The organism is Arthrobacter sp. MDT2-16 (assembly GCF_054510925.1).
Map to the genome: position 1 here is coordinate 51,981 of NZ_JBTNDP010000001.1, position 16,274 is coordinate 68,254.

13 protein-coding genes are annotated in these 16,274 nt (G+C 68.7%); 2 read left to right on the top strand and 11 right to left on the bottom strand.

Annotated features, from left to right (window positions below; genetic code table 11):
- Positions 1-58 precede the first annotated feature (58 nt).
- Entirely contained in the window at positions 59-877 is an 819-nt protein-coding gene (locus ACX80N_RS00235) for a shikimate 5-dehydrogenase (protein ID WP_459337842.1), read from the bottom strand.
- A gap of 162 nt (positions 878-1,039) precedes the next feature.
- Here ACX80N_RS00235 and ACX80N_RS00240 point away from each other — a divergent pair, with 162 nt between their 5' ends.
- Complete coding sequence (locus ACX80N_RS00240) at positions 1,040-2,179, top strand: glutamate--cysteine ligase (RefSeq protein WP_459337843.1); 1,140 nt, start codon at positions 1,040-1,042, stop codon at positions 2,177-2,179.
- 118 nt (positions 2,180-2,297) lie between these two features.
- On the opposite strand, the gene ACX80N_RS00245 is transcribed toward ACX80N_RS00240, so the two are convergent.
- The 6 genes from ACX80N_RS00245 to ACX80N_RS00270 all read right to left on the bottom strand — a co-directional run bounded on the left by ACX80N_RS00245 (position 2,298) and on the right by ACX80N_RS00270 (position 8,569).
- Positions 2,298-2,537, bottom strand: coding sequence for a hypothetical protein (locus tag ACX80N_RS00245; protein ID WP_105032846.1), 240 nt, complete (start codon positions 2,535-2,537; stop codon positions 2,298-2,300).
- A gap of 158 nt (positions 2,538-2,695) precedes the next feature.
- A complete protein-coding gene (locus ACX80N_RS00250; RefSeq protein WP_459337844.1) occupies positions 2,696-4,672 on the bottom strand; it encodes a beta-galactosidase in 1,977 nt (658 codons plus the stop codon).
- 45 nt (positions 4,673-4,717) lie between these two features.
- The gene (locus tag ACX80N_RS00255; RefSeq protein WP_459337845.1) at positions 4,718-5,359 is read right to left on the bottom strand and encodes a hypothetical protein; all 642 of its coding nucleotides are present in this window, start codon (positions 5,357-5,359) and stop codon (positions 4,718-4,720) included.
- Positions 5,356-6,264 carry a carbohydrate ABC transporter permease gene (locus ACX80N_RS00260; protein WP_420808263.1) on the bottom strand — a complete coding sequence of 303 codons (909 nt, stop codon included), beginning with the start codon at positions 6,262-6,264 and terminating at the stop codon, positions 5,356-5,358. Before ACX80N_RS00260 ends, ACX80N_RS00255 begins: the two co-directional genes overlap by 4 nt.
- A 5-nt stretch (positions 6,265-6,269) precedes the next feature.
- On the bottom strand, positions 6,270-7,256 hold the full coding sequence (locus tag ACX80N_RS00265) for a carbohydrate ABC transporter permease (RefSeq protein WP_240615221.1): 987 nt from the start codon (positions 7,254-7,256) through the stop codon (positions 6,270-6,272).
- Positions 7,257-7,276: 20 nt separating this feature from the next.
- Positions 7,277-8,569, bottom strand: coding sequence for an ABC transporter substrate-binding protein (locus ACX80N_RS00270; protein ID WP_459337846.1), 1,293 nt, complete (start codon positions 8,567-8,569; stop codon positions 7,277-7,279).
- Between the two features lie 161 nt (positions 8,570-8,730).
- Between ACX80N_RS00270 and ACX80N_RS00275 the strand changes: the two genes are divergently transcribed.
- Positions 8,731-9,714 (top strand): acetylxylan esterase, encoded by a 984-nt coding sequence (locus ACX80N_RS00275; RefSeq protein ID WP_459337847.1) that lies wholly within the window; start codon positions 8,731-8,733, stop codon positions 9,712-9,714.
- 85 nt (positions 9,715-9,799) lie between these two features.
- Here the strand turns inward: ACX80N_RS00275 and ACX80N_RS00280 are convergent, their stop codons facing one another.
- The 4 genes from ACX80N_RS00280 to ACX80N_RS00295 form a co-directional block, all read right to left on the bottom strand.
- Positions 9,800-10,261 (bottom strand): BLUF domain-containing protein, encoded by a 462-nt coding sequence (locus ACX80N_RS00280; RefSeq protein WP_459337848.1) that lies wholly within the window; start codon positions 10,259-10,261, stop codon positions 9,800-9,802.
- A gap of 103 nt (positions 10,262-10,364) precedes the next feature.
- A complete protein-coding gene (locus ACX80N_RS00285; protein WP_459337849.1) occupies positions 10,365-12,938 on the bottom strand; it encodes a rhamnogalacturonan lyase in 2,574 nt (857 codons plus the stop codon).
- A gap of 140 nt (positions 12,939-13,078) precedes the next feature.
- Positions 13,079-14,236, bottom strand: coding sequence for a mannitol-1-phosphate 5-dehydrogenase (locus ACX80N_RS00290; RefSeq protein WP_459337850.1), 1,158 nt, complete (start codon positions 14,234-14,236; stop codon positions 13,079-13,081).
- Positions 14,236-16,152: a PTS mannitol transporter subunit IICBA gene (locus tag ACX80N_RS00295; RefSeq protein ID WP_459338454.1), complete on the bottom strand. Its 1,917-nt coding sequence runs from the start codon at positions 16,150-16,152 to the stop codon at positions 14,236-14,238. The genes ACX80N_RS00290 and ACX80N_RS00295 overlap by 1 nt, the downstream gene beginning before the upstream one ends.
- Positions 16,153-16,274: the final 122 nt, after the last annotated feature.

Here is a 16,274-nt window from a genome sequence, read left to right on the forward strand (position 1 = left end):
CTCCGCACGCCGCGGTGCCGTCCGGCCTGCCGGCGGGAGAACTCCCCCCGTCGTGCCGCTAGGCCTGCTGGCGGGAGAACTCCCCCGCGGCGCGTACCTGCTCCGGCGTGGGCCGCACCCCGGTGTAGAGCACGAACTGCTCCTCGGCCTGCAGCGCCACCACCTCGGCACCCGTGATGACGGGTTTGCCCGCCTCCCGGGCAGCCAGGATCAGCGGCGTCTCGGACGGCGAGGCGACGACGTCGAACACCACCTGCGCGGCGTGGATCGCCGCCTGCGGGAAGGCGAGGACGTCGGCGTCCGCGCCGGCCATGCCCAGCGGCGTGACGTTGAGGATCAGGTCCGCCGTCGTGTCCCCCACCTCCTGCTGCCACCCGAAGCCGTACAGGTCGGCGAGCGCCCGCCCCGTGCGCTCGTTGCGGGCAACGACCGTCACCCGTTCGAAGCCCGAGTCCCGCAGGGCCGCGACCACGGCCTTGGCCATGCCTCCGGAGCCCTGCACGAGGACCGAGTGCGTCGTGGGCACGGCGTGCTCGCGCAGCAGCCGCTCCACCGCGAGGTAGTCGGTGTTGTAGGCGGTGAGGACGCCGTCGTCGTTCACGATGGTGTTGACCGAGTCGATGGCCTTCGCCGACGGGTCGAGGTGGTCCACCAGGGCGATCACGTCCTCCTTGAACGGCATGGAGACGGCGCAGCCCCGGATCCCCAGGCCGCGCAGGCCGGCGATGGCCGAGGGCAGGTCGGTGGTGGTGAAGGCCTTGTAGATGTAGTTCAGCCCCAGTTCCCCGTACAGGTAGTTGTGGAAGCGCGTGCCGATGTTGCTGGGGCGCGCAGCCAGGGAGATGCAGAGCGTCATGTCTTTGTTCAGGATGGGCATCCGGCAATTCTGCCCGTGAGAGGCGCGAACAGCCAACGTGACCCAGGACGACCGATCATGCAATCGGCGGTGCATCCTCATTAGACTTGACCTCGGTCCCGCGACGGCGCGCTGCCGAGATACAACGGATTCCACCGCCCACACCGTCCCAGGAGCACGCCCTTGAAGATCGATTTCGCGCAGTCGGCCCAGTCCACCCTCGGCGTCGAGTGGGAATTGGCCCTCGTGGACCGCTACAACGGCGAACTCGTCTCCGTGGCGAACGAGGTACTGCGCGGTGTCAGCGCGAACCACCCCGAGCTGCAGGACGACGACGAGCACCCGCACATCAAGCAGGAGCTCCTGCTGAACACGGTGGAACTCGTCACCGGTGTCTGCACCACGGTCGCGGATGCGAAGGCCGACCTGTCCCGCTCCCTCGCCGCCGTGCGGGAGGTCACGGACCCCATGGGCGTGGAGCTCTTCTGCGCGGGCTCGCACCCCTTCAGCGCCCCGCGCGCCCAGCAGGTCACGGACAAGGACCGGTATGCGAAGCTCATCGACCGCACGCAGTGGTGGGGGCGGCAGATGGTCATCTACGGGGTGCACGTTCACGTGGGACTCGACCACCGGGACAAGGCGCTGCCCGTGGTGGACGGTCTGACCAACTACTTCCCGCATTTCCAGGCACTCTCCGCCTCGTCCCCGTTCTGGGGCGGCGAGGACACGGGGTACGCCTCGCAGCGGGCCCTCATGTTCCAGCAGCTGCCCACCGCCGGGCTGCCGTTCCACTTCGACGACTGGGCCGGCTACGAGTCCTACGTCCAGGACATGTCGACTACCGGCGTCATCGACACCGTCAGCGAGATCCGCTGGGACATCCGCCCGGTGGCGAACCTCGGCACCGTGGAGATGCGTGTCTGCGACGGGCTCTCGACCCTGCAGGACGTCGGCGCCGTCGCGGCCCTCACCCAGTGCCTCGTCCACGAGTTCTCGGACACGCTCGACGGCGGCGGCAGCATCCCCACCATGCCGCCGTGGCACATCCAGGAGAACAAGTGGAGGGCAGCCCGCTACGGCATGGAGGCCATCATCATCCTCGACGCGAAGGGCAACGAGCAGCTCGTCACGGAACACCTCGTGGAGGTCCTGAACCGGCTCGAACCGATCGCCGCGAAGCTCGGCTGCAGCAGCGAGCTCGCGGACGTCGAGGGCATCCTGCAGCGCGGCGCCGGGTACCAGCGCCAGCGCAGGATCGCGGAGGAGAACGACGGCGACCTCCGCGCCGTCGTGCTCGACATGGTGCAGCAGCTGCGAGCGTAGGCGCGACCACCTCGGGGCGAGAGGGCCGGCGCCGGCCCGGGGCCGCGGAGGAGGACGACTGCGACCTCCGCGCCGTCGTGCCCGACCAGGTGCAGGAGCCCGCGCAGGCGCTCCCGGGTCAGGAGCCGCCCGTGAAGTGGTCGTCCCGCGTCGGGTTGTCCGCGGAGCCTTCGAGGCCGAGATTCCCGGCGAGTGTCTCCACGGACGGATCGCCATCGGGCACGGCCTGGTTGGAGATGAGGTCCACTTCGTCAGCGGCGGTGAGTGGGCCGTCCTGGATCTGGCCCACGTCGGTCGGGTCGATCCCCTCCGCGCTGCCGAGGTCCTTCAGGTGATGTTCTTCGGTGGGCTGGTCCATGCACCCGAGCGTAGGCCTGCCGAGACCGTCCTGCTCTCGCGGCGCGGACTCGTCCGCGGTCTTGCAGGTGTCCGCAGGGCGGTGTAACGGTCTCCTACCGGGGGTTCCGTCTGCAGGACCGTGACCAGGTGGCGGGACGAGGACGGCGGATCCGGGGCTCAGGCGTCGGTGAGGACCAGGGCGTAGCCGAAGGGCTGCAGCGAGACCTTGCTGACGGCCCGGCCGTCGACGGCGTCCAGGCCCTGAACCTCGACGTCGACGGCCTCGTCCCCGTAGTTGATCACCGTGAGCAACCGCCCGCGCCGGATAGCCTCGACCGTCGGTGGCAGGCCCGGCAGCACCGGCTGCACCTGTGCCGCCCCGAACAGGTGCTGCAGTACCTGGCGTGCACCGTCGTCGTCCGGCACCGTAGCCAGATAGTAGGCCGAGCCTGCACCGCGGCGGCGCGACGTCAGCGCAGGCATGCCGTCCTGACGCCCACCGTCGAAGCCGGCCAGCACCTCGGCGTCGACAGCCTGCACCTCCTCGGCCAGCAGGGACCCCGGGAAGGCGAATCCTCCACCGCTGACCTGGACCTGCTGCTGACCCGGGCCGGATAATGCGGGGGCCACCAGCGCGCCGAAGTCCTCGACGACGACGCCCAGGAGCCGGCGCAGTTGCGTGCCGAACCCGCCGGTCCGGAAGCGGTCGTTGGTATCGACGACGTCGGTGAACGCCGTGACGAGCAGGTGTCCTCCGCCGTCGACGAACCCTGACAGGTTCGCTGCGGCCTGCTCCGTCAGCAGGTAGAGGTGCGGGGCGATGACCGCGCGGTATCGGGAGAGGTCGGCGGTGGGCGGGACGAGGTCCACCTGTACGTGGAGGCGGTGGGCGGCGTCGTACCAGCCCCGCACCAGCGACAGGTAGTCCAGCGAGGTGGGATGGTCGGGGTTCTCGATCGCCCACCAGTTCTCCCAGTCGAGCAGGATCGCGACCCGGGCGGAGCCGTCGTCCGCGGGGAGTGCGGGAAGGCCACCCAGCGTCCGGCCGAGCGCCACGACCTCCCGCCAGGTCCGCGTCTCCGTCCCTGCGTGCGGCAGCATCCCGGAGTGGAACTTCTCCGAGCCGGCGCGGGACTGCCGCCACTGGAAGAAGAGGATCCCGTCCGCACCGCGGGCCACGGCCTGCAGGCTCTGCGCGGCGAGTTGCCCGGGAGCCTTGGGGGCGTTGCTGGGCCGCCAGTTGACGGCGTTGGATGCCTGCTCCATCAGGAGCCAGGGGGTCCCGGGCTTGAGGGAGCGCATGAGGTCGCCGTGGAACGCGCCCTCACGGAAGCCCTCCGGATCGTTCGGGTCAGGGTAGAGGTCGTCGCTGATCACATCCAGTTCCGCCGCCCACTGCGCATAGTTGACGGGCTTGAACGCCCCCATGAAGTTCGTGGTGATCGGCTGCAGGGCACCGGCCGCACGGATGATGTCCCGCTCCATCCGGTAGCACTCGAACAGCATGTCGGAGGTGAACCGGCGGTAGTCGAGCAGCTGTCCCGGATTGTGGCTGTAGGGCGCGTGCCGCGGCGGGAAGACCTCGGCGAAGGATCCGTAGCGCTGGGACCAGAACATGGTGCCCCACGCGTCGTTCAGCGCCTCGACCGATCCGTACCTGTTCTGCAGCCACGAGCGGAAGGCGTCGCGCGCCGCATCCGAGTAGTCGATGTTCAGGTGGCAGCCGTACTCGTTGTTAACGTGCCACAGGACCACGGCCGGATGCTGCGCGTAGCGCTCGGCGATCCTCGTGACGAGGGCCGCGGCCAGCTTCCGGTAGGCGGGCGAGGACGGGGCGTAGTGCTGGCGGCTGCCGTGCCAGTAGGGCGTGCCGTTCTCGTCGGCGGCGAGCATCTCCGGATAGGCGACGGTGGCCCAGGGAGGAGGCGACGCCGTCGCGGTGGCGAGGTCCACCGCGATACCGCCGTCGTGCAGCAGCCCGATGATGCGGTCCAGCCACTCGAAGTCGAACTCGTGCTCGGACGGCTGGATGCGCGCCCAGGAGAAGATGCCGAGGCTCACCATCGTGACACCGGCCTCGCGCATGCGGGCCACGTCCTCCGGCCAGATCTCCTCGGGCCACTGCTCGGGGTTGTAGTCGGCGCCGTAGTGCACGGGATCTCCTGGGTCGGTGGGTCGGCGGGTCGGTGGGGAACGCGTTCAGGAGCGGGAGCCGCGCTCGCGCACCGACGTCGCGAGCGCGGCGAACACCAGGCAGCCGATCCCCGGGACGATGAGCGGCGGAAGCTGCCAGGCGACCATCGCGGTGAGCACGACGGCGACGACGAGCCAGAGGACGCCGCTCGGGTCCTGCTGCGCGTCCCGCAGCCACAGGCGGGCCGCCTCCCGCCAGGAGCGCGTCAGCTGCCAGCGTGCCGTCGTCCCTGCCAGGCATGCCAGCAGCCCGATCAGCAGGACGACGCCGGCCGCCAGGACGAACTGCCCGCCCGGCAGGAGTCCGGAGCCCGCGACGACGATGTCCAGCAGGATCAGTGCCGCGGCGACCGCCACACCGAGCCCGACGAGCCAGCCCGTCCGGAGCGCCGACGTGAAGTCCATGGTGAACCGTCGGAGGCTGGAGTCCTCTGCCCGCAGGAAGCGGTGCAGGTGCGCCGAGCCGGCGGCAAGGGCCGCGGGGAGCGTGACGAGCCCGAGACCGGCGACGCAGCAGAGCAGACCGACCCAGAGGACCTCCCCGAACAGGGCGAACCTCGCCGTCGCGCCCGGCCAGCGCAGCGTACTGCCGTCGCGGGCGGCGGACTGCCTCCCGCGATCGGCCCCGCCGCGCCGGCGCGGGCTCATCCCTTGAGGCCCTGCGTCGCCACGCCGTCGACGAGGAAGCGCTGGAAGATGATGAAGAACAGCATCACAGGCAGCAGGGCCAGGACGGAGATGGCGATGGTCGCCCCGTAGTCCGAGGTGCTCGTCTGGTCGTTGAAGATGCGGAGGGCCAGCGGCAGCGGGTACTTGTCCGGCGAGTTCAGGTACAGGAGCGGGCCGAGGAAGTCGTTCCAGCTCCAGATGAACGCGAAGATCGACGACGTGATGAGGGCGGGCTTGATCAGCGGCAGCGTGATCGAGAAGAAGATCCGGGCGTGCCCGCAGCCGTCGATGCGCGCCGCCTCGTCGAGCTCCCGCGGCAGGTTGCGGATGAACTGCACCATGAGGAAGACGAAGAACGCCTCGGTGGCCAGGAACTTGCCCGCCAGCAGCGGCCAGAAGGTGTCGATCAGGCCGAGGTTCCGGAAGATGACGTACTGCGGGATGATCAGCACGTGGAACGGCAGGAGCAGGGTTCCGATCATGGCTGCGAAGAGGATCTTGCTGCCCCGGAAGTTGATCCTCGAGAACGCGTACGCGGCCATGGACGAGGAGATGACCGTGCCGATCACCGCACCGATGCCGAGCAGGAGCGAGTTCAGGAAGAACTTCCAGGTGGGGATGCCTGCGATCCCCTGCATGACCTTGACGAAGTTGTCGAAGGTCGGGTTCTCGGGGAGGAAGCCCTGGTTGCTGCCGAACTCGGAGTTGGGCTTCAGCGAGGCCGAGAACATCCACAGGAGCGGGTAGAGCACGATCGCCGTCAGGGCGACGATCGCCACGATCCAGAGGGCGGTGGGCACGTGCCGTCGCAGGGGGCGGCGCCGCGGCCCGGGCCGCAGATCGTCCGGGTTCCGCGGGACGGGAACGGCGGGGTTCGATTCGATGGTGGTCACTTGGAGTCTCCTGCGTAGTGGACCCAGCTCCTGGAGGTACGGAAGAGGATGAGGGCGAGGACGCCCACGGCGAGCAGCAACACCCAGGCCATCGCCGAGGCGTAGCCCATCTGGTTGTTGGCGAACGCCCGCGTGTAGAGGTACACGGTGTAGAAGTTCGTGGCTCCGCCGGGTCCGCCTGTCCCCGACCCGATGATGTACGCCGAGGCGAAGACCTGGAACGCGTTGATCATCTCGAGCAGCAGGTTGAAGAAGATGACCGGCGAGAGCATGGGCACCGTGACGCTGAGGAACTTGCGCCAGGCCCGGGCGCCGTCGACGGACGCGGCCTCGTACAGCTCGGCCGGGACGCCCTTGAGGCCGGCGAGAAAGATCACCATGGGGGCGCCGAACTGCCAGACGGCCAGCAGGATCATCATGGGCATGATCAGCGAGGGGTTGCCGATCCAGCCGCCGAGGTTGATCCCGAAGAGGTTCAGGGTGCCGTCCACGGGACCGTCGGTGGAGAACATGGCCCGCCAGACGATCGCGATGCTGACACTGGCTCCGATGAGGCTCGGTGCGTAGAACGCCGAGCGGAAGAAGCCGGTGCCCTTCGCCTTGTAGTTCAGGAGCATGGCCACCGCGAGGGCGGCAGCCAGCTTGATGGGCGTGCCCACCAGGACGTAGATCAGGGTGATCCTGACCGATCCCCAGAACTTCTCGTCCTCGGCCATGCGCCCCAGGTTCTCCAGTCCGGTCCATTCCGGGGCGGTGAAGAGGTTGTAGTCCGTGAACGCCAGGTACAGCGAGGCGAGCATGGGCCCGAGCGTGAGGCCGATGAAGCCCAGCAGCCAGGGCGAGAGGAAGACGTAGCCCGCGAGCGAGTCCCGGTTACGGGGACGGCGGGGCCGTGACGCGCCCGCCCGGCGGCTGCCCGCCGGGTGGGCGCCGGATTCAGCGCTGCGTTGTGTTGACGGCGCGTGCGCCGAGTCCGTGGTCACGGTCAAACTCCTTCGTCTGGTCAGCTGCCGAGCGTCACGGCGGCTTCGTCGAAGAACTGCTTGGCCGCCTCCTCGGGGGTCACGGTACCGAGACCGATCGACTTGCCGAGGTCCCAGAAGGTCTGCTCGATCGCGCCGAAGCCGGCCACGGGTGCCGCCGGGGCCTCACCCAGGCGGTCGGAGATGGAGTCGAGGTAGTCCTGGACGGCCTTGTCGGGTCCCTGGAGATCGGCGCCCTCGAGCTGGGTCTCGGATGCAGGGATGCCGAGGGTGGCACCGAAGATCCCGCCGACCTCGGGGCTGTTGATCAGGAAGTCGACGAACGCCGCCGCCGCCTCGGGGTGCTCGGTCGAGGCGGAGGCCGCCTGCATGAGTCCCACCTTGCGGTAGAGGTCCTTCTCGTCCGGGTTGCTCGTCGGAGGAGCGACGATGGTGATCTCCTCGGCACCGGAGTCACCCAGGTAACCGCCGAGGAAGTTGCTCCAGCTCATCTCGCTGGTGGTCAGGTTGGCGCCGAAGCCGGAGACGGGGCTGATCTCCTCGAGCTTGCTCTGCGGCACGGTGACCTTGTCGCGGTTCGCCTGGCCTTCCTTCCAGTGGTCGGCGAGCTCCTCCTGCGTGAAGTTCAGCTCGCCCTCCTCGGTGAACAGCTGGCGGCCGTCCTGGCGCAGCTTCAGTTCCAGGTCCTGGATCCGCTGCGTGGTGTCGGTGCCGCCGTAGACGGTGCCGCCCGTGGCGTCGGTGACGGACGCCATGTAGGTGTTGTACTCCTCCCAGCTCGTCCCGCCCGCATAGGGCTCGACGCCGGTATCTGCGAGCAGGCCGGGGTTCTGGAAGACGGACCATGCGCTGTAGCCCGTGGGAATGGCGAAGGTGCCGTCCTCGAGCTTGCCGGTGGCCAGCAGGCTCTCCTCGATGGCGTCGGTGGTGATGCCGTTGCCGAAGTACTCCTCGAGGTTCAGGAGCAGGCCGTTGTCGCCGTACTGGCGCAGGTAGGTGTAGTCGAACTGCATGACGTCGGGGAGCCCGCCGCCGGCCGCCTCGGTCTGCCGCTTCTCCCAGTAGGAGGGGTAGTCCGTGAACGTGTCGTTGATCGTGATGTTCGGGAACTTCGCCTCGAACGCCTCGATGGCCTTGTCGTAGCGGGCGGCGCGGTCGTCGTTGCCCCAGAACGTGTAGTTGAGCGTGATCTGCTCTTCGGTGTCGAGGGCTGCGGGTTCGTTCCCGCCACCGCCACAACCGGTCAGGGCGAGCCCTGTCGCGGCCAGGGCTGCAACGCCCGTCAGGGTGCGCCGTGAGAGTATGCGGAACATCTTTGTCCTCCTGGAAAACATCTTTGTCGCCGTCGTGGGACGCCCTTGGGAAAGCGTTATCCCAAAGGGTAGGTTGAATCGTATCAATGGTCAACAGCCCGGTCGCCACCGGCGGGTCCGCGCTCCATTTTCCCCTACCGCCGCCCTGAGAGGATCCACGCGTGACTCACTTCGACCTTCCACTGCCCGAACTGCGCGAGTACCGCCCCGAGCGGGACGAACCTGCCGACTACGACGCGTTCTGGGACCGGACGCTGTCCGCACAGCGGGCGCACGTCACCGCCCCCTCCTTCCAGGAGGTCGACGCGGGCTACTCCCAGCTGGTGACGGAGGACGTCACCTTCGCCGGATACGACGGACACCCGATCAAGGCCTGGATGCTCAGGCCCCGGCACCTCACGGGCCCCCTGCCGGCCGTCGTCACGTTCATCGGCTACGGAGGCGGACGCGGCCTGCTCGGTGAGTGGACAGCCCTGCCCAGCGCCGGCTACGCGCACTTCGTCATGGACCTCCGCGGGCAGGGCTCGGGGCACCGCGTGGGCGACACAGCCGACGGCGCCCTCAGCGGTCCGCACCACGGAGGCTTCATGACCCTCGGCATCGGAAGCCCGGAGACCTACTACTACCGCCGGCTCTTCATCGATGCCGTCCACGCCGTCGAGGCCGCGCAGGCGCATCCGGGCGTCGATCCTTCCCGGGTGGTCATCTCCGGCGGCAGTCAGGGCGGAGGCATCACCCTCGCCGCGGCAGCCCTCACCCAGCGGGTCAACGGCACGCCGCCGGTCGGCGCCATCGTCGATGTGCCGTTCCTGGCCCACATGCGCCGTGCCACCGAGATCGTCGACACGGCACCGTACTCGGAGATCGCGCGATTCCTCGGCACGCGGCGGAACGACGTCGATGCCGTCTTCAGGACGCTCAGCTACTTCGACGGCGTGAACTTCGCATCCCGCAGCACCATGCCCGCACTGTTCTCCGTGGGTCTCATGGACGACGTGTGCCCCCCGTCGTGCGTCTTCGCAGCCCACAACCACTATGCGGGGCCGGCGCGGATGAAGGTGTACCCCTACAACGGTCACGAGCAGGGCGGGGCCTTCCAGGACGCCGAACACCTGGCCTTCATCCGGGAGCTCGTCGGCACCTGAGTCCCGCGGCGGACGGAGCCTGCAGGCCCGGGTCTGCAGGCTCCGACCAGGCCGGCGAGGCTCTGCCGTCCTGTCCCGGCGGGCTTCACCGCCCCTGGCCCGCCCGGTCCTGGAACCAGCGGATCAGCTCGCGCAGGGCGGCGAGCGAGCGCTGCGGGTCGCCGTCACCCTCGCCGTCGTCCATGACGTCGGAGAACGTGGCGCGGTACCCGGGGATGTCGTCCGGGTGCGAATCGGCGGCCGGTTCGAAGGCCATGGTCCACTCGGGGAACTGCCGTTCGTCCACGGTCTCCTGCAGGAGGATCCGGACGTCCAGGTGGCGGGGGTCGGCGGCGATGACCGACATGCGTTCGCGCAGCAGCTGGGCGGGACCCTCGAGGACCTGGAGGAACCGCCCGCTACGGTACAGCAGCATCCCCGTCAGCTGCGTGCGGGCGTTGTTCTCCCTGCTGGTGTCCAGCAGCGAGCTCAGCTCCTCGTCCGTGAACGGGTGGTCCGCGGTGCTCGAGTAGACGATGGACAGCAGATCGTTGGGGAGGTTGCTCACCCCTTCAATCTACCCAAGATGCGGGGCCCGGACCCGCGGCTCCTCGCGCACGGAGCCGGCGGGACCGCACGCCCGTCCGCGTGCGATCCTGCCGGCTGCCGGATCACTGCAGCGCCGTGAGGATCCCCCTCGCCTGGTAGTCGAGTGCGGCCCGGGCGCCGTCCGTCACCGTGCCCGGCTTCTTCTGCGCGAGCCGTTCCACGAATTTGCTCATCGCCCTGGCCGCCTGGTCGGCCCGGTCCCGCTCCACGGCACGCTGCGCCTGATCGAGGGAGGCCCGCAGCTGCTGCACGGCCGGCCCGGACACACCACCGGAGGCCACCAGCTGCTCGAAGTGCCGCTGGAGGGCAGGGAGTGCGCCCGGGAGGAAGGCGGAGGGTACCGGGACGTCCGTGAAGTCGGTGTCCGAGGCCAGATAGAACCCCGGGTACGCGGGCTGGTTGTAGGACGTGTTCTGGCGGGCGATCTCCGCGCGGTACTGGGGATCGTGCATCAGCGTGTAGAGCTTCCGGTCCGTCACCTCGGTGCTGGTGAAGATGCGGATGGCCGAGCTGTCCGCGGTGCGGACCAGCAGCTCCTCCCGCCAGTCGCCGAGGACGTCGGCCACGAGCGACGGGTTGCCCTTGGTGCCGTTGTTCGTGCGGGTGCCGGTCGCCGTCAGCAGTCGCCCTCGCCTCGCATCGTCGATGGTGGGAGTCTGCTCGCCGGCGCCGTTCACGAGCTGCGTGGTGCCGTCCGCCGCCCAGCGGATGCTCATGTTGGTCCCGTAGCCACTGCCCGGCAGCACGGCGCCGGAGGCCGAACGCAGGCCCACGGCCCAGTTCTCGATCCCGCGCACGGTCGGATCGACGTCGCCGATCATGCCGCGGCCGGTGTCCCTGCCCGTGTAGCCGCCGAAGAGCACCTCACCGTCGGCGGCGTCCCTCATGGCCCATCCGTAGGGTGCGCCGGTCGCACCCTCGTGGACCGAGAAGATCTCGAGGCCGGGACGGTCGGGGTCGATGTCCGTCACGTGGATGGCGTCGCCGTGGCCGAGCTTGGCCTCCGTACCCGGTGCCGAGCTTCCGACGGGGAGCGTGTCGAAGGAGCTGTAGAGGAGGGACCCGTCGTCGTCGATCGTGGCGCTGCCGTACACGATCTCCTGGCGGCCGTCGCCGTCCACGTCGGCGGCGCTGAGCGAGTGGAAGCCCTGCCCCGCCAGGGCACCGAACTCCTCGCTGCTGCCGGTGCCACCGTGCGGGCCGTCGTTGAACGGGTTGGACATGGGGACGTGCCCGGAATCGACCGTCCAGTCCTGCGTCAGCCGCTCGCCGTCCCAGGTGTAGGCGACGATGTTGGCCCGGGTGTAGTAGCCCCGGGCGAAGACGGCGGACGGGTGCTCCCCGTCGAGATAGGCGACGCCGGCGAGGAAGCGGTCCACCCTGTTGCCCGGCTCGATACGCGACATGGCGTAGTCGCCCCAGAGCAGCCCGTCGTCTCCGCGGCCCGGCTCGTAGGGGACGGTCCCGAGTTCCGCTCCCGTGGCTCCCTCGAACACGGTCAGGTACTCGGGTCCGCTCAGGATGAAGCCCTCGAAGGCGCGGAGATTGTTGCGGGCGCTACGCGAAGGCGCGTAGACGTCCATGAAGTAGTCCGCCATCGCGCGGGCGTCGGCGTCGGACAGCGGGTATTCGTAGCGCTGCTCTGTGCCGAAGGCCTCCTCGAGGGTGGCGGGCCAGTTGCCGGCGGCGACCTCGGGATGATCCTGCCACCCCTTGAAGAGCTCGACGACGTGCTCGTAGTAGCCGGCCGCGCCGAGCCGGTAGTCGTCGCCGTTGTCGGTGCCTGCGGCGACGTCGGCCGCGGGCAGCGTCACGTACCTCTCGTCGAGGATTTCGCCGCTCGGGCCGTAGGTGGTGGTCTTCGTTCCCGGAGCGGTCTTGAGCATCATCTCGGACCGGCCGTCGCCGTCGAAGTCCGACACCATGAACTGGGTGTAGTGCGCGCCCGAGCGGATGTTCACACCGAGATCGATCCTGCTCAGCAGGCGCCCCTCGGCGGTGTAGGTGTCGATGTAGGTGTTGCCCGTGTAGCCCACCTGCGAGACGTCCTTCGCGTTGGACGGATCCCATTTCACGAAGTACTCGTACGACCCGTCGCCGTCGACGTCACCGACACTCATGTCGCTCGCCGAATAGGTGTAGGCCTCTCCGGTCGGTGTCACGCCGCCCGCGGGCTTCACCAGCGGCAGGTCCCTGGACGCCTGCGCCCAGGGTGTGACCTCGATGCTCCGCTCCACCTCCACCCCGTCGACGACGGCTCCCACGCTGTACCGCGCACCCGTTCCGGCGGCACCCGTCGCGGCCGCGTCGAGGTAGTTGGTGCTGTCGGTGACGGTGGCGATCGCTACGCCGTCCCGGTAGACCGTGAAGTCGGTCCCGGTGAGGCCGTCGGTGGTCGCGCCCGTCGCCTCCGTGGCCTTCAGTCGCCAGCTGAGGAAGACGCCCTGGGGGGTCGCTGCGGCGACGAGTCCGCGGTCCAGGTACTCGAGTTGCACTCCCCCGATCGTCCCCCGCTGCGCCGGGCCCTGGTCCGGCCCCTGGGCAATGGCAGGGACGGCCAGACCGCCCACGGTGAGGAGAGTGCTCGTGGCGAGCGCCACGCATGCCGAGACCGCTGTTCTCTGAGTCGAACTCATCATTGAATCCTTCGTTTGGAAAACGCTTTCCTTAACAAACTATGAGGGGGTACCCGGTTCGTCAAGGGAAACGGAGAAGGGAGCAGCCGGAGCTGCTCCCTTCTTCGCGATGAGTCCGCGACGCGTCCTCGGTGCGTCGGCTACACCCGGCCGTGCCCCGGTGCGTGCTGTGCGACCAGGTCTCGCACCGGCCCGTACAGCGGGTGCTCCGGTTCCAGGCCCGTGATCGACGTCGTCGCCTCGCCGGGTTCCCGGGTCGCCAGGATCTCGGCCAGCGCGGCGACCTCGGCGTCGTCCGGAGCCGAGAAGGACAGCGCTGCCTGCATCGCCTCGAGCAGTGCGGCCGGATGGATGCCCGCTTCGGCCAGCTCGGCGGCCGGTCCCACGAACCTCTCCTTCCGGCCCAGCTTCCGCAGCGGCGCCCTGCCGACACGCACCACGGTGTCCGGCAGGTGCTGGTTCGAGAAGCGCCGCAGGATCTTCTGCACGTAGGCCTCCTGCTCCGCGTCGTCGAACCCGTGCTTGGCGACCAGCAGCCGCTTCGTCTCGTCGAGCACGGCGCCGACCTTCGCCGCGATGCCCTCGTCCGCCATCGCGTCCGCGATCTTGTCGACGCCGGCCGCATAGCCGAAGTAGGCCGCCGCGGCGTGACCGGTGTTCACGGTGAAGAGCTTGCGCTCGATGTAGGGCGCGAGGTCGTCGACGTAGGTCGCTCCGGGGATCTTCGGCGCGTCGCCCTTGAAGGGCGTGCGGTCGATCACCCACTCGAAGAAGGTCTCGACGGTGACGTCCAGTCCCTGGCCAGCGGCCTGGTCGGGCACGATGCGGTCGACGGCGGTGTTGGCGAAGACGGCCCTGGACGCGAGGTCCAGGGAGGGTCCGTCGTACGTCCGCTCGACCTCGGCGTGCAGGATGTCGGTCGCGTTGATGGCGTTCTCGCACGCCATCACCTGCAGCGGCGGAAGGCCGTCCTTGCGTCGGGCGATGGCCCGGGCGATGACGGGTGCGACGAACTTCAGCACGTTCGGCCCCACGGCCGTGGTGACGATCTCCGCCGTCGCGATCTCGGCGATGACGTCGTCCTCGTGCGACGCCGAGTTGAGGGCACGGTAGTTTCCGACCGTCCTCACGGCCGGCTCCTCACCGACCTCGTGGACGTCATAGCTGGGCGTGGAGGCCAGCTGGTCGATCAGGGCGTCCGCGACGTCCGCGAAGACCACCTCGTACCCGGCCTCGTGGAGCAGGAGCCCCACGAAGCCGCGTCCGATGTTGCCGGCACCGAAATGTACTGCCTTCACTACGCATTGACCTTTCCGAAGAGGGCGAGGACCTCGTCCACGGAGGTCGCCTGGTCGAGCTTGGCCACCTGGTCCTTGTCCGAGAAGACGCGGGCGATCGCTGACAGGATGGACAGGTGCTCGTTGTTGACGCCTGCGACGCCGACGACGAACTTCACCTGCTTCCCGTTCCAGTCGATGCCCTCGGGGTAGCGGACGATCGACACCGCGGAGCGCTTGATCAGGTCCTTCGCCGCGTTGGTGCCGTGCGGGATGGCGAGGAAGTTGCCCATGTAGGTGGGCACAGACCTCTCACGCTCGTGCATGGCGGCGACGTAGCTGACATCGACGGCGCCCCGGTCCACCAGCAGGCGTCCTGCCTCGTCGATGGCGTCCTGCTGCGTGGTGGCCCTGCCGTCGAGGACCACGCTCTGGTGGGCGAGGACATCGGAACCGGCGTTGCCGCTGCCTTCGTCCTCCGCACTCCCTGCGCCCGTGTCGGCCGCTACGGCGGCCGGCATCGGGTCCTTCGGATCGACCCCACCCTCCGCTGCGGCGCTGGCGCGCACCAGCTCGACGATCTCGTCGTAGCGGGGGCTGTTCATGAAGTTGTCGACCGAGACGTGCGTGGCGCTCTGCGTCAGGGGCTCGGCGCGGGCGGCGAGGTCCTGGTGCGTGACGACGACGTCGTAGTCGTCCTTCAGGCTGGCGATGGCGAGGTTGCTGACCTTGACCTCAGGGAAGCCTGCTGCCTTGATCTTGTTGCGGAGCACCGAGGCGCCCATGGCGGAGGATCCCATACCGGCGTCGCAGGCGAAGACGATGTTGCGGATGGGGCCGTCCGTTGCGGACGTGGAGCGGAAATTGCCGGCAACGGAGCTCTTCTTGCCCTTCAGCCCCTCCATCTTGGAGGCAGCGGCGGCGAGATCGCCGTCGTCCTGGTTCTTGCCGGTCTTGAGGATGACCGCGGCGACGAGGAAGGACACGGCCGTGGCGAGCACGACCGACAGACCGACACCGAAGTAGCTGTCACGGGCTGTCTGGGCGAGCACCGCGAGGATGGAGCCCGGCGCGGCCGGTGCGACGAGGCCGGCATTGGTGATGCTCAGGGTTGCGATACCGGTCATGCCGCCGGCGATCGCGGCCAGGATCAGCAGCGGGCGCATCAGCACGTAGGGGAAGTAGATCTCGTGGATACCGCCGACGAAGTGGATGATGGCGGCGCCGGACGCCGAGGCCTTGGCGGCGCCGCGACCGAAGAACATGTAGGCGAGCAGGATGCCGAGGCCCGGGCCCGGGTTGGCTTCGAGCAGGAAGAGCATCGACTTGCCCTGCTCCAGCGACTGCTGGACGCCCAGCGGAGTCAGGACGCCGTGGTTGATGGCGTTGTTGAGGAAGAGCACCTTCGCGGGCTCGATGAAGATGCTGGTCAGCGGCAGCAGGCCGTTGTTGACCAGGAACTGCACCACGTTGCCCGCGGCGGTGCTGAAGGCCTGCACGAGCGGCGCGACACCGTAGAAGCCGAGCAACGCCAGCAGCGCGCCCCAGATCCCGGCGGAGAAGTTGTTGACGAGCATCTCGAAACCGGGCCGGATCTTGCCGTCCCAGATCGCGTCGATCTTCTTCATGGTCCAGCCACCGAGCGGACCCATGATCATGGCGCCGATGAACATGGGGATGCCGGCTCCGACGATGACACCCATCGTCGCGATCGAACCGACGACGCCACCGCGGACGTCGTAGACCATCCGTCCGCCCGTGTAGGCGATCAGCAGGGGCAGCAGGTACGTGATCATGGGACCTACGAGGCCGGTGTTGGCCACGCCGTCGGTCTCACCGAAGCCGCCGAGCTGCGGTACGGGGAGCCATCCCTTCTCGATGAAGAGCGCCGTGATGAGCCCCCACGCGATGAAGGCGCCGATATTGGGCATGATCATCCCGGACAGGAACGTCCCGAATTTCTGCACGCGGACCCGGGCGCTGGTGCCGGATCGCGCTTCTACTTGAGTTGCCACATTCTTTCCTTAGCGTCGTTCCGCAACATTGCGGAGGGGTGGAC

What these genes read in the sequence shown, in the direction of transcription:
- ACX80N_RS00245 (WP_105032846.1), bottom strand. Translation starts at nt 2,537, where the DNA reads ATGGACCAGCCCACCGAAGAACATCACCTGAAGGACCTCGGCAGCGCG.
- ACX80N_RS00295 (WP_459338454.1), bottom strand. Translation starts at nt 16,152, where the DNA reads ATGATCATGCCCAATATCGGCGCCTTCATCGCGTGGGGGCTCATCACG.
- ACX80N_RS00235 (WP_459337842.1), bottom strand. Translation starts at nt 877, where the DNA reads ATGCCCATCCTGAACAAAGACATGACGCTCTGCATCTCCCTGGCTGCG.
- ACX80N_RS00285 (WP_459337849.1), bottom strand. Translation starts at nt 12,938, where the DNA reads ATGAGTTCGACTCAGAGAACAGCGGTCTCGGCATGCGTGGCGCTCGCC.
- ACX80N_RS00255 (WP_459337845.1), bottom strand. Translation starts at nt 5,359, where the DNA reads ATGAGCCCGCGCCGGCGCGGCGGGGCCGATCGCGGGAGGCAGTCCGCC.
- ACX80N_RS00270 (WP_459337846.1), bottom strand. Translation starts at nt 8,569, where the DNA reads ATGTTCCGCATACTCTCACGGCGCACCCTGACGGGCGTTGCAGCCCTG.